This is a genomic window from Subdoligranulum sp. APC924/74 (assembly GCF_003324125.1).
GTDB classification, from domain to species: domain Bacteria; phylum Bacillota; class Clostridia; order Oscillospirales; family Ruminococcaceae; genus Gemmiger; species Gemmiger qucibialis.
Genome location: NZ_PSQF01000004.1, coordinates 52,798 through 65,886 on the forward strand (window position 1 = coordinate 52,798; position 13,089 = coordinate 65,886).

Here is a 13,089-nt window from a genome sequence, read left to right on the forward strand (position 1 = left end):
CTATAATTACGAGTTAATTATACCATTTTCGCCCCGTAATCACAAGGTCTTACCCATAGAGTTAGGGAAAGTCGGCGGTTATTTCAGACTTAAAAAGTAATCGCACAATGATTGCTTTAGCGTTCTATCCTCTGCGACAAACCGTATTCTTACGGGCGTATCGCCGCAAAGAAAACAATACGGATTGACGATCTGCTCCAAGTAGCTTTGCATTTTTTTTGCTGCTGGCAAAGAACTGTCAATATGGATATTACGAATATCAACCAAAGTGCTGCGGTCAACCTGTGTAATATCAACATTTCTCATTTGTTGAAGTTGTAACTTGGTAATCATCTTCTTTCCCTCCCGGTTAGCGGCATAGTACAGAATATGCGCTCCGGCTTGTACGATATGAGAAATAAGGCTGAAACGGGCGGTTGTTAGCTGCAACCTCACGGGAGTTTCACCCCGGCCCATGCTTATGGGTGCGCCGCGCAATACTTTGAGGGTGTTCAACGCGGGAGTATCATTGTGCCGCCTTGTATGTCGTCGCCCACAAGCTGCTAAACCTGTTTTACGGCGCGGTAGTTGTCGCTCGACTTTTCCCCGTAGGGGAAAAGCTGTCATGGCGTACCCGCCGACTGGCTCGGTACAGACGGAATGTACCCGTTTGCCTGTTATGCTGCGCACCAAAGGCCGCTTTCTTTGTCAAAGAACAATAGGCTTTGTCGGCCTGCAAAAGCACATCAACAGCGGATATGCTTTTGCGGAACGACAAATAGCCCATAACGGGAAGCGTGGAAAGGGGACACGCTCCCCGCATGGGCTAAAAGATTATCCTACATGAAAAGCAAGGGTGCGGGTAATAAGGCGCACTTGCAGCCTGTTACGCATTTCCTCGTCCACATAGGAATAGGTATTGCCCGCGTCGTCTTTCAGCGTGCGGGTACAAAGTTTCGCTATGTAACCCTCGTAGTGCTTCAAGATCGCGCACATGGCGGTTGTGTCGCCGTTTGCCGCTGCGGAAATGACAGGGAACGGCAACAGATTTTCAGACTTCCTAACGGTATTCATCATCTGCTTTTCCCTCCAAATACTGTTTGATTTTCGCAAGCGCGGATTTCCTGTGCCGGAAAACCGTCGTGCGTACAACATTCAGCAGTTCGCCAATTTCCGCGTCGCTCATATCCAAGAAGTAGGACAAAAGGATAATGTCGCGTTTCCTTTCGGGCAAAGCGTTAAGGGCTTCGGCAAGCAGTTCATTTTTGACGAGTACATCAAAGCCGGACACTTGAAAACGGAAATAATCGCTTTCGTATTCGTCCGTTGTGAAAAGCTGCGCGAGTTCGCTTTCGCTCAAATCCGAAAAAGTAACTTCGCGTGCTGCGCGTTTCGCAAGAGTGCGGCGGTGGCTTTTCGCTTCGCCGACCAAAGTTTTCTTTGCTAATGCGTCGTACTGATGTTGTATTCTTTCCTTGTCGGAAGAAGATAGCTCCATAGAGTTCACCTCCTTCCCGCGTGGAGTAGAGGACGGGAGTTAAGGGCTTGTCCTCTCTGCCCCTTTCGCTCCGTACCCGTTCGGGAGATGGCTCTTGAGTGCGCTTTTCAGAAAAAAGTTGAAAAAAGCAAAATGCGCCCGTCCGCAAGACGCGGACGGGCGCAAAGGAAATGTAAGCAGTAGCTAAATGTATTGACAGTTCACATTCATAGCCGGAATATCCCGCTTGCGGAGCATAGCTTTTTTTGACCGCAAAGCATTAGGCGGGTTACAGTAAATAAAAATGGACACGGCGATACCTCCCCGATACCGCCGTATCCTTAAAAAAGGGCGACTTTAATACACTACCCGCAATCCATTCTATAATAGGGAACAGCGGCTTTTGCGCAATATTAAATAAAAAAGCCGATAACACATAGGTTTTTTGACCTAATGCGTTATCGGCTCTGCGTCTATGCGTCTGGCACTTTTAATCATTTTTTTTTGAATTTATTATATGTGTTAGCTAACTGTCCACAAGCCGCGTTAATCTCTCTGCCATGAGAAACTCTCATAGTAACTTCAAGTCCTGCTTGCTCTAATTGATGTTTGAATGCAACTATTTCCCGTTTCTGTGGTGCTTTAATTCTTGAATTGCTTGTTGGGTTGTATTGTAACACGTTAATCATAACTTTTTTGCCCCGAAACCATTTTGCAAGTTGTCTTACATCTGAGGGCCGGTCATTTATACCCGGTAAAAGCAAATACGCAAAGACAATTTTGCGATTATGCCTTTCAGAATAGGATAAGGCTTGCTTAACAACATCTTCAATAGCATATATGCGCATGTGAGGAATAATACGATTTCTTGCAGATTGTGTTGCTGCGTGTAAAGATATTGTCAACTGAATTTTAAGATGTTCCTCGCGCAATTTTTTTAATTGATCGACCGGACCAACTGTTGATATGGTAATGCCGTCGGTTGGAAAGTTGAGCCCATATCTATCTCGGAGAATATGGATTGCTTTTATCAAGTTGTCATAATTGAATAAAGGCTCTCCCATACCCATAAAAACGATACGGTTTACTTTTCGACGCAACAATATAATCTGTTGTACGATTTCTGACGATGTTAGATTACGAACAAAGCCATTTCGCCCGGACTCACAAAAAATACAACCAACAGGACAACCGACTTGTGTGCTCACGCAAACAGTTCCACCATCTCGCCGCTTGATAAAAACCGTTTCAATGTATTTGTTGTCTTTCAGTTCGTAAACATACTTTTCAGTATCACTGCTTTTGCAAATATTTTTTACCAACATTGATAGATTTTTTTTGCGTGGTAATTGCTTATATAATTCTTCATATAAGGCTTTTGCTTCATTCTCGCCAATAACTTCCGACATTTCTTTGTAAGTAAATCCGTATGGATCATTCCGTACTTCCGCAGGCGTATATTTAGGTAAACGTTTCATTTTTATATCCTTTCTTCTAAATAATAAAAGTTTGTTTTTCTGTATTTTTGATTACAATCTCTAATTTTTCTACATCAATGATATGCGTCAATTTGCATTTAGGGCAGAAAAGAGGAAAATCTTTTAATACAGTATTATGAAATACTTGAACTCTCGTCTTTCCGTTACAAATCGGACATTTTATCCAATATTTTTTAAGCATTATATTTCACTCGTCCTTTTTACACAAAAAATGCAGGTCAATCCTCAACATGAGCATTGACCTGCATTTATAATGCACAGAGCAGTACAACAAAACTAAGGCATAGCTTGCACTATATCTATACGTCGTTAGTTTTTTGTATAGCATCCGCAAAATAAGCATGACAAAAAAGCCCATGTTGAAAATGGGAAAATCCTTTTTTTCAATGCTTATCTAATACGCATGCTATGCAACATAAACGCCGCCTCCTTTTACATAAATTTTATTTTATCAGAAAATCAGTCTACTGTCAATACACAACAGGAAGTATTTAACCTAATGATATGAATTGTGTGGACATATCCAAAAAGAAAGGTGAACTGTAAAATGTAACAGGGTGAATGAAAATGGCAAAAAGACCCGTACCATTGTACGACTTTAAGGCTTTCGGGGCAGCTATAAAAGCCGCGAGAAATGAATACGGCGAGAGCCGCAAAAAGGTAAGCGACGAGTTATATATTTCCCCGCGCTACCTTGCGAATATCGAGAACAAGGGACAACAGCCGAGTTTACAGGTATTCTATGACCTTGTAACCCGGTATCATATTTCGGTAGATCAATTTTTCTTCCCGAACAGCAATGCGGAGAAATCCACCGGGCGGCGGCAGCTTGACGCGCTGCTGGACGGTATGAGCGATAAAGGCATACGGATTGTAACCGCAACAGCAAGGGAGATAACGGAAGTCGAAAAAGCAGAGGATTAACCTCACAATATGAGAAATCGGGAGATTGCAGCGCATGGCGGCTGCAATCTTTTTTTGCGTCCAAAATCAAGGGAATGCGCAACAAATACCGCCTTTCGGTAGGGGTATGGAGTAGATAGCAAGCACAGCAAACGAGTACCCGTTTGCGAAAAATGCTTGTTGGGATAATCCCAAACCCTTATACCGAAAGGCGGCGCGGAAATGGAAAACCGAAAGAGAAATATCCAAATGAAGTTTTACGTTACGGAAGAAGAAAAGCGGCTGATCGACGAGAAGATGAAGCAGCTTCCCATAAAGCAGTATGGGGCATACTTCCGCAAAATGGCGATTGACGGGTATATCCTTGTCATTGACCGAAGCGACACGAAAGCATATATCCGGGAACTGCAAGCGGTGAGCCGGAACATCAATCAAATTGCCAAACGCGCCAACGCGACGGGGGCGGTTTACCAGCAGGACATTGAGGATATAAAAAAGGCGGTGGACGAGATATGGCGGTTACAAAGACGCACCCTATTAAATCAACCTTAAAGGCCGCAATAGACTATATCTTAAATCCCGAAAAGACAGACGGAAAGCTGCTTGCGTCCTCTTTCGGCTGCGGGCTGGAAACCGCCGATATAGAGTTTGCATGGACGCGGGAAGCTGCCGGAGATCGCGGCACACATTTAGGGCGGCACTTGATACAATCCTTTGCGGTAGGCGAAACCACGCCGGAAGAAGCGCACAAAATCGGCATGGAACTTGCGCAAGCGGTGTTAGGCGGCAAGTATGAGTTTGTTTTGACAACCCACGTCGATAAAGACCATCTGCATAATCACTTGATTTTCAACGCGGTTAGCTTCGTTGACTACAAAAAGTATCATTCCAACAAGCAAAGCTATCACGCTATCCGACGCACCAGCGACAGGATATGTAAAGAGCATGGGCTATCCGTCGTCGTGCCGGGACAGGACAAAGGGAAAAGCTATGCGGAATACACCGCCGAAAAGCAAGGAACAAGCTACAAAGCCAAGCTGAAAACGGCGATAGATACCCTCATTCCCCAAGTCAAAGATTTTGACGAACTGCTGCGCCGTTTGCAGGAAATGGGGTATGAAATCAAACAGGGCAAATATATTTCTTTCCGCGCTGCCGGACAGGAACGGTTTACCCGCGCAAAGACGCTCGGCGCGGCCTATACGGAAGAAGCCATAAAGGAGCGTATCAAGGGCGTATATATTGCCAAGTCAAAGCCGCTGCGGGAAGATAAGAAAATCCGGCTTGTCGTCGATATTGAAAACAGCATTAAAGCCCAACAATCGGCGGGCTATGAACGGTGGGCGAAAATCCATAATCTGAAACAGGCTGCAAAAAGCATGAACTTCTTGACCGAAAACAAGATTGAATATTACAGCGACCTCGAAAGCAAAATCGCGGATATTATGACCGCCCATGACGCGGCGGCAAGGGCGGTTAAGGAAGTGGAACAGCGTATGTCCGATTTATCGCTGCTTATCAAGCACACCACCACATACCGACAATTAAAACCGATTTACGAGGAATACAAGAAATCGCGGGACAAGGAAAAGTATCTGCGGGGGCATGAAAGCGAAATTATCCTGTTTGAAGCTGCGGCAAGGGCACTCCGGGAAATGCAGATAAAGAAGCTGCCCGATCTCGCCGCGCTGCGCAAGGAGTATAGCGGCTTAAACGACAGGAAAAGCAAATTGTATGAGGATTACCGCCAAGCGAAAAAGCAAATGCAGGAGTACGGCGTTGTCAAAAAGAACGTCGATAGTATTCTTTACCCGTCCCAAAGCAAGGCGCGGGAGCAGGAGCGATAAGGCGCAAAACAAGGGGTAGCAAGTGGAACATTAAGGGCTGAAAACGCCTGTGTTTCTGCGGCTTCCAGCGCGGGGAAACGGCATAGACGATACTTTATATTCAAACCCGCAAAAACAGCTTTCTAATTGTCCACGCAAGGACAAAAAAAGAACAGGGGCGCGGTGCCGGAAATCGGCAACCGCGCCCCTGTTTTCTATGGGCTATTCCTCGTCGGTCAAGATAAACTCCCGTTCGGAAAACTCGCTGTCCGTCATGGCTTGCAGCTTTTTCACCGCTGCGGCGGCAAGCTGGCGCATATCCTCGTCCATATAGGGCATGGCGGCAAGGATATTTTCAAGCGTTGTTTCCCGGCTGTCCTCGGCGTAAATCGCAATTATGTTTTCTTCCTCAATGGTAAAGCGGATATTCATACTATCAAACCTCCAAATCCTTTTTCTGCTCTTTCTGCTTGTCTTTCGGCTGCTGCGCCGCCTGTTTCTTGTACTCGTCCAGCTTCTTCAAAATGGACGGTTTCTTTTGCGGCTGCTCCCGTTTCTCGGCTTTTACCGCTTTCGCAAGGTCGGTAACGGAAATCGCTTCGCCCGCCTTTGCCCGCTGCTCCAAATCCGCGACGGTGGGCGTTTGCGGCGTATTATTGATAATCCCGTCAAAGTTGTTGTCGTTCTGCTCTACAATGTCCTCAACGTGCTTTAAGGGATTATCCCGCTGCGGCTGCTCGGCGGCTATGGCATAAGCCTGTGTGCCATTTCCCATAATGAGATACTTCCCGTCCTCCGACGCATGATGAAAACCAAAGCCCGCCGCTTCGATCTGTTCGCGGCTCATGTCGGTAATGTAAAAGTTCCCTCGCGGCGTTCTGACGGTTTCGCCCGTCATAAGGCTTTCGGGGGTCGCTTCCGGCTGCTGCTTTTCAAGCTGCCCGCCCTTGTAGGAATACCCTTGCGCCGCGATTGCTTCAAGGGTCTTGCCCGTAACGTCGCCATAAATCCGCTTGTCTGCGTCTACAAGCAGTTGCAGCGTATCTTTTACGGTATCGGATAGGGCTTGCTGCTGTTCGGGAGATAGCTTATCAAATACGGGGGTCTGCTGCGCTTGCTCCTGTAAAAACTCCGGCACCTGCTGAAAACCTATGCTGTCTACATAATGGGCGGTGTTCTCGCCGTTCTGATGAAGCACAACAATGTCGGAAACGGAAAGGCTATGCCCCTTGAAGTCGGCGGGGCGGTCGATATTAAACTTTTCCCAAATGCCGCCAAGCGTCATATCCTTTGTAAGCGGTGCGGTATAGACGAGTTCATAATTTGCCCGGTCAACGAAATGCCCCGTTGCTTGCAGACGGTCGAAAGGCTCAAAGCGCAAATCCATAGTTTCCTCTCTGCGGGCTAACTGATAAATCCCGTAGCTGTCCTCCTTGCCGTTGAGAAGCAAGGTTTCTTTTGTTTTCGCTTCCTGCTCCTGCTCGGCTTGCCGCTGCTGCTGCAATTCGGTAAAATGCCCCTCGATCTCGGTAATGAGTTCCTTTGCGGTTGCCTGTATCGTTTCAAGGGACGCTTTTAATTCGGTCATTTCCTTGCCGCTGCTCCACCCGGCAACATACCCGAAAGAGTAATCCGACGTATCAAGCCCGAAATGCTGACACACCGTATAGGCAACGCTTTCAGCCTGTACCTCGCGGCTGCGGCGGTCAACGCGGTTTTGTTCCTCCAGCGGGGCGTTTAAGTCCACGTCATGCAGCTTCGCATGGGCGATTTCGTGAATGGCGGTCTTAACCGCTTGCAGCTCGCTCACACCCTCTTTGATAGCAATTCGCTTATCGGTCAAACTGAAATATCCGTTTGCGCCGTTTGTGATCTGCTCAAAAGCAATCGGAACGGGGGACGCTTTTTCAAGGGCAGCGAAAAAGTCCTCGTACTGTTCCACATCGGCAAGCAGCGGTTTGACGGAGAGGTCGGGAAACTCCTTGCCCTCGGTCTGCGAAATGTCAAAGACGGTTACAACCTTAAAGGCGGGAACGGTAACTTCCTTTTCTTCCTTAACCGTCTTTCCCTCGCTGTCAAGTATGGGCTTTCTTGTGTCGGGGTCGATTTTATCCACCAGCTTTTTTACCTTGTAAGGTGCGGGGGCAAAGATTTTAATACCTTTCTCGCCGCTTTTCACATGGCGGTCAAACTCTTTCTGCCATTGTGAATAGCCCTTTACCAAATTGCCGCCCTGCATGGCGATTAGGATAGTGTTATTCAAGCTGTAATCGTGAAACTTTGACATAGCCGTTAAAAACTCTTTGTAGCGGTCGCTGTCAAAAATCGCTTGTATGCCCTGTTCCAGACGGGCGGTGATCTCCTTTACCTTGTCGCCGGGTTTTTCAGAAGAAAGGATAATCGGCACGACGGGGCGGGGCTGCTGCGGCTCTGCGGTCTGTACGGCTGCTTGCTGCGTTTCGGCTGCGTCCATATAGGCTTTGTCCTGTTCGCCGCGCTCCGGCTGCGGGTAACTCATAATGCGGTATTCCTCCGGCACTTCGCGCCCCTCAAACTGCCGTTCCCACTCGTCGCCGCTTTCCACGATATAGCCGTATTCGGTAAACGCGCCTTTTTCCTGCGCGGCGGCGTTCCTGCCAAAAGTAGTAAGGTCAATGCCGCCTTTCCATTCTTCGGGCATTTGTACCATGCCGGATTGATTTAAGTAATAGTCGCCCAAATCGCGGTAGGTATGTACTTCGGGAATATGGACGTAAAAATCCACGTTGTAGGTGAAGTCAATTACCTGTCCGATATTTGCAAGCCCGTTTTTCTGCTGCAAAGCTGCGTTCAGCTTGCCAACCTCGGCGGGGTCAAGCTGTTCGAGCCGCGCCGCAAGAAAATTGAGTTCGTCCACGTCGGCGGCGCATACCATTTCATAAGGCAAAGCAATATGTTTCTCTGGGTCGTCGGAATAGCCGCGAATGGAAAAATCCTGCGGGTTATCGGCGGTAATGCCGACGCTCTGCATAGCGGTCTGTAACTGCTCCTTTGTGGCGGGCATATCCAGCCAATAACCGCCGGGGTCGCCCGCTTCAAAACGGCTGCGGTTGCCAATCATAATAGAAAACTGTTCGCTCATGTGTTCACGCTCCTTTTGCTGCCCGGTAGTTTCGGGGATAGCTGCCGCCTGTGGCTGCTGCTGCGGGGGTTCCTCACCCTCAATGGTATAGCCCGGTAAAAGCATACCGTTTACTTTGAAATGCTCGGCGTACTCCTGCGGGATAGGCGGGGAGATTTCCGTAAACAGACGGTCGTATGCTTTGATACGTCCATTCAGATACTTTTCCATAGCCGCCTTATCGGAAAAAACCTTTCTGTCCTGTCCGGCAATCTTCGCTTGCCCGTTCCTGTTCGGGCTGTTGGTATAAACGCCCCATGTGAGAGAATAAGAGTAAGGGACGCTTTGCTGCTTCTCCCTGTCGTAACGGGTGTTCTCGTAAATGTGGTAGTTCATCTGATATACCCGGTTGCTGCGGGTATATCGGTCATATTCGCCTTTCTGCCACTCGTTAGAAGTGTGCTGCACAACGGTTGTCCTTGTGTATTCAATCGCTTTGTCAAGCAAAAGCGTTTTTCCCGCCTGCTGTTCCCAAGCGGCGGCGCGGGTTGAGAGATCGTTAAAAATCGCCTGTTCCGCTGCCGCGCTTTCCTCACGCATGGCGTGTAGCTGTTCCAGCGGCAAAGAAACATAGGGGGCAATATCCCCGTCCTTTGCTTCAAAATATATCCGGCGTTCTATCCGCATGGTTTCGGCGGTTTCCAATTTGTCATGGTCGTATGAAGAATACGGCATATTGTTTCATCACGTCCTTTCTCGATTTTTAAGGGTTTGGGACTATCCCAACAAGCAAAATGCCCGCGCTTCCCATAGAGCAGCGCGGGTATTTCTCGCAAACGGGTACTCGTTTGCTGTGCTTGCTATGTAGTTATTTTTATCCGTAAACGCCTGTTTCTCTCGCTTTCCGCTTTCTGCCTGCGGCGTATCTTTGCCGCACAATCGGGACAGTATTTCGCCCGATTGCTGCCCGCCGCAAACGTGCTGCCGCATACCGCGCAACGCTTCAAATCGGTTTCCCCGCTGCGGGTGATCTGTTCGCATAGCTGCCTGTCTGCGGGTAAAACCGCTTCGCGGAAATAACGGCATAACAGCGAATAGCTGATACTCTGCACACAAACGCAAGTTTCCCCGTCGTCCAATAGCAGACAGTTCCCGCAATCATTGTTGGCGCACGCGGCTCGGGCCATTTTCTTAACGGCTCGATACTGCTTTTCATCAAGCCTAATCATTTTCGGTTCTGCTCGACGCGGAAGTTTACATACTTGCCGCCTGTGTCGGCAAGCAGCACAACCCCGTCAAAGGTCTTTCCCGTTTTGGTGGAGTACATACCCTTGATTTTTACCTTTCCGTCTTTCAAAAGGGCGGCGGCAATCGCCTTTGTGAAAGTCTTTTTGCGCTGCTGAAAGAACAAGTCATTTTTCCACATGACAAAGCTGCACGCCCTGTCGGAACAGTAGTAGTTTTTCTTGCCCTCGTAAACCGCCGCGCCGCAACGGGGGCAAGTTCCGATTGCTTCCCGCTGCGGGGTAAACAGTTTTGCTTTATCCTCGGAAATCGCGGAATAGGTCTTGACAAGCCCCGCTGTCATTTCCTCAATCCCTCGCATAAAGTCGGCGGGGCTGTCGCTGCCCTTTGCAATCCCGGTAAGGCGCGTTTCCCATTCTGCCGTAAGCTGCGGGGACGTAAGGCTTTCGGGCAGAATGGCGACAAGGTTATACCCGTCCTTTGTGGGGATTAGCTTCTTGCCCTTGCGCTCGGCAAAGCCCGCTGAAATGAGCTTTTCAATGATACCCGCCCGCGTCGCGGTGGTGCCTAATCCCTTGCGTTCCGCGTCCTCCGGCGTTTCCTCCTTGCCCGCGTTCTCCATAGCGGACAGAAGCGTATCTTCGGTATATGCTTTTGGGGGCTGCGTGTAACGCTCGGAGATCTCCGCTGCGGTATTTTCAAAGGTCTGTCCCTCGGTAAGCGGGGGCAAAACCGCTTCCGGCTCTGCGTCCTCGTCCTGTTCCTCGGACGCGGCGCGGGATAATCTTTCAATCTCACGCCAACCCTCGCAAAGCGTTGTCCTGCCCTTTGCGGTAAAGGTATAGCCGCCGCAAGTGAAAACCGCCGTAACCGCTTCATACGCATAGGGCGCGGCTGCGGCGCAAAGCAGCTTTGCACACACAAGGGTCATAAGTTTTGTTTCGCTGTCGGCAAGGGAAGCAAAGCCCGCTTTCAAAAACTCGGCTGTCGGCAAAATAGCGTGGTGGTCGGTTACTTTGCTGTTGTCGCAAACCCTTATAAGGTCTGCTTGCAGCTTCACGTCCCGCATAAAGGGAAGCAGCGAACAAAGCCCGGTAATGAGTTCCTTTGTGCTGTCCTGCATATCGGAAGTGATATATTTGCTGTCGGTGCGGGGATAGGTCAAAAGCCGCTTTTCATAGAGGGCTTGCGCATAATCAAGGGTCTGTTTCGCCGTAAATCCATACAGGCGGTTAGCTTCGCGCTGTAACGCGGTAAGGTCAAACAGCTTCGGCGGGGCAACGGTCTTTTTCTCTTTTTTGAGGGAAGTACAAACGGCTTGCGATTTCTCGCAAGCCGCTTTCATCTGCTGCGCTGCCGCTTCGTCGTTCAGTCTTTCGGACAAAGCCGAAACACCGCCCGCGTCCAGACGGACAACATGATATTTTTCTTTCTTAAAGCTGCTGATCGCATAGTCGCGGTTTACCAGCATGGTAAGGGTGGGCGTTTGCACTCTGCCGACATTCAGCGTTTTGTGATAGAGGATAGAGAAAAGGCGGGTCGCGTTAATCCCGACAAGCCAATCTGCCTTTGCTCTGCAAAGCGCGGATTGATAGAGGTTGTCATAGCTGCGCCCGTCTTTGAGGTTTGAAAAGCCCTCGCGGATTGCGCTTTCTTCCATGCTGCTAATCCAAAGGCGGGAAAAGGGCTTTTTGCAATTTGCCTGTTCGTAGACAAATCGAAAAATGAGTTCTCCCTCGCGCCCGCTGTCGCACGCATTGACAATCTCGGAAACGTCGCTGCGGTGCATAAGGTCTTTGAGTACGGAAAACTGCTGCTCCTTGCCGCTGGCAACGATAAACTGCCAATCCTGCGGGACAATGGGGAGATCGTCATACTTCCATTTTCGGTACTGCTCGTTGTAGGTCGCCGCGTCCGCAAGGCTAATCAAATGCCCGATACACCAGGACACAAGGTAGCCGCTGCCCTCAAAATATCCGCTGCGCTTTTCATTCGCGCAAAGTACGGCGGCAATCGCCGCCCCGACGCTCGGTTTCTCTGCAATTACAAGTTTCATACTTCCTCGTCCTCCTGCTCGGTTTCTAATTCTTCCGCGTCCTCGTCGTCCTCGTCAAAGTCGAGATCGTCAAGGTTGCTGCTGCCTTTTGCCGCGTCCTTTTTGGGCTTCATAATCTTAAAGTAATAGAACGCGCCGCCGCCCGCTGCGGCAAGAAGCAGCACGACAAGCAGAATAGCACCGCCCATGCCGCCGCCTTTATCTTCCTCCGGCTCCGGCTGCTCGGTTTCTTCCAGCTCCGGCTCGGCTTCCTTGCCCGCGCACTCGCTCATGTTGACGCTGCAAACGGGGCAATCGGTGTTGATGCTTCCGGCAACGCATTTTTCAGTACAGCTACAAGCGGGGGTTTCGGTCTGTTCGTCCTCCATAAGCTGCAAAAGGTCTTTTTCATCAACTTGATTGAGGAAATGGACGGTGTTTTCTCCGTCCTCGGCTCGGTCAATGATGATGTAAAAATAGTTTCCGTTTTTCGTAACGACGGTAATAAACTGTTTATCGCCGGACGCTTCGCCCGTTATGTCGTCCACAAGGCTCATGTTGCCCTCCGGCGTTAAGGGCTGCGGCTCATAGCCGCCCGTCGTTTCTTCCGGCTCGGTTTCGGTTACGGGGGTAGGCGGCTCGTCGCTCACATCACCGCCGCCCGCAAAAGCGGTAACAGAAAAGCCGCCCATGAGTACAAGGGCGGCAAGCAAAGCGGTAACGCTGCGGAACAGTTTTTTATGCTTCATCTTCGGTTTCCTCCTGTTCGTCGGTATAGTCTGCGTCCGGCTGCGGCAAGGCAATTTCGCCGCTGGCGTAAGCGGAGAGGAACGCGGCAAGCTGCGCCCCGTCAAGGTGTACCGCTTTCACCATTTGAACGATCTGCGCGTTTTCTTCCTCGATTTTCTGCGCTTCAAGGTCTTTCAGCCTTTTTTGGTATTCAAGGATTTTCGCCCTCGTTTTCTCAATATCCCGTTCGATACGGTCAAGTTTCGTGTTTGCCATAGAAATTAACTCCTTTCAAA

14 protein-coding genes are annotated in these 13,089 nt (G+C 49.3%); 3 read left to right on the forward strand and 11 right to left on the reverse strand.

Annotation, left to right across the window (positions count from 1 at the left end; genetic code table 11):
* Positions 1-78: 78 nt before the first annotated feature.
* From C4885_RS16930 to C4885_RS02735, 5 genes are all read right to left on the reverse strand, one after another.
* Positions 79-606 (reverse strand): DUF6870 family protein, encoded by a 528-nt coding sequence (locus C4885_RS16930; RefSeq protein ID WP_231311547.1) that lies wholly within the window; start codon positions 604-606, stop codon positions 79-81.
* Positions 607-813: 207 nt separating this feature from the next.
* Positions 814-1,056: a helix-turn-helix domain-containing protein gene (locus C4885_RS02720; RefSeq protein ID WP_002604473.1), complete on the reverse strand. Its 243-nt coding sequence runs from the start codon at positions 1,054-1,056 to the stop codon at positions 814-816.
* Positions 1,040-1,477, reverse strand: a complete 438-nt coding sequence (locus C4885_RS02725; RefSeq protein ID WP_002604474.1) for a sigma-70 family RNA polymerase sigma factor — start codon at positions 1,475-1,477, stop codon at positions 1,040-1,042. The genes C4885_RS02720 and C4885_RS02725 overlap by 17 nt, the downstream gene beginning before the upstream one ends.
* Positions 1,478-1,950: 473 nt before the next feature.
* Complete coding sequence (rlmN, locus tag C4885_RS02730) at positions 1,951-2,934, reverse strand: 23S rRNA (adenine(2503)-C(2))-methyltransferase RlmN (RefSeq protein ID WP_002584956.1); 984 nt, start codon at positions 2,932-2,934, stop codon at positions 1,951-1,953.
* A gap of 16 nt (positions 2,935-2,950) precedes the next feature.
* Entirely contained in the window at positions 2,951-3,136 is a 186-nt protein-coding gene (locus C4885_RS02735; protein WP_003431289.1) for a cysteine-rich KTR domain-containing protein, read from the reverse strand.
* A 386-nt stretch (positions 3,137-3,522) separates the two neighbouring features.
* Between C4885_RS02735 and C4885_RS02740 the strand changes: the two genes are divergently transcribed.
* The 3 genes from C4885_RS02740 to C4885_RS02750 all read left to right on the forward strand — a co-directional run bounded on the left by C4885_RS02740 (position 3,523) and on the right by C4885_RS02750 (position 5,705).
* Positions 3,523-3,879 (forward strand): helix-turn-helix transcriptional regulator, encoded by a 357-nt coding sequence (locus C4885_RS02740; RefSeq protein WP_002584957.1) that lies wholly within the window; start codon positions 3,523-3,525, stop codon positions 3,877-3,879.
* A 201-nt stretch (positions 3,880-4,080) separates the two neighbouring features.
* Positions 4,081-4,410: a plasmid mobilization relaxosome protein MobC gene (mobC, locus tag C4885_RS02745; RefSeq protein ID WP_008979758.1), complete on the forward strand. Its 330-nt coding sequence runs from the start codon at positions 4,081-4,083 to the stop codon at positions 4,408-4,410.
* Positions 4,371-5,705 carry a relaxase/mobilization nuclease domain-containing protein gene (locus C4885_RS02750; RefSeq protein ID WP_008979757.1) on the forward strand — a complete coding sequence of 445 codons (1,335 nt, stop codon included), beginning with the start codon at positions 4,371-4,373 and terminating at the stop codon, positions 5,703-5,705. The genes mobC and C4885_RS02750 overlap by 40 nt, the downstream gene beginning before the upstream one ends.
* 201 nt (positions 5,706-5,906) lie before the next feature.
* On the opposite strand, the gene C4885_RS02755 is transcribed toward C4885_RS02750, so the two are convergent.
* The 6 genes from C4885_RS02755 to C4885_RS02780 form a co-directional block, all read right to left on the reverse strand.
* Entirely contained in the window at positions 5,907-6,116 is a 210-nt protein-coding gene (locus C4885_RS02755) for a transposon-transfer assisting family protein (RefSeq protein WP_008979756.1), read from the reverse strand.
* A gap of 4 nt (positions 6,117-6,120) precedes the next feature.
* On the reverse strand, positions 6,121-9,519 hold the full coding sequence (locus C4885_RS02760; protein WP_008979755.1) for a YodL domain-containing protein: 3,399 nt from the start codon (positions 9,517-9,519) through the stop codon (positions 6,121-6,123).
* A 125-nt stretch (positions 9,520-9,644) separates the two neighbouring features.
* Entirely contained in the window at positions 9,645-10,013 is a 369-nt protein-coding gene (locus tag C4885_RS02765; protein ID WP_044492000.1) for a cysteine-rich VLP domain-containing protein, read from the reverse strand.
* Positions 10,010-12,085, reverse strand: a complete 2,076-nt coding sequence (locus C4885_RS02770) for a type IA DNA topoisomerase (RefSeq protein WP_008979754.1) — start codon at positions 12,083-12,085, stop codon at positions 10,010-10,012. The genes C4885_RS02765 and C4885_RS02770 overlap by 4 nt, the downstream gene beginning before the upstream one ends.
* Positions 12,082-12,813, reverse strand: a complete 732-nt coding sequence (locus C4885_RS02775) for a DUF4366 domain-containing protein (protein ID WP_008979753.1) — start codon at positions 12,811-12,813, stop codon at positions 12,082-12,084. The genes C4885_RS02770 and C4885_RS02775 overlap by 4 nt, the downstream gene beginning before the upstream one ends.
* Positions 12,803-13,069 (reverse strand): DUF4315 family protein, encoded by a 267-nt coding sequence (locus C4885_RS02780; RefSeq protein WP_003508256.1) that lies wholly within the window; start codon positions 13,067-13,069, stop codon positions 12,803-12,805. The genes C4885_RS02775 and C4885_RS02780 overlap by 11 nt, the downstream gene beginning before the upstream one ends.
* Between the last annotated feature and the right edge of the window lie 20 nt (positions 13,070-13,089).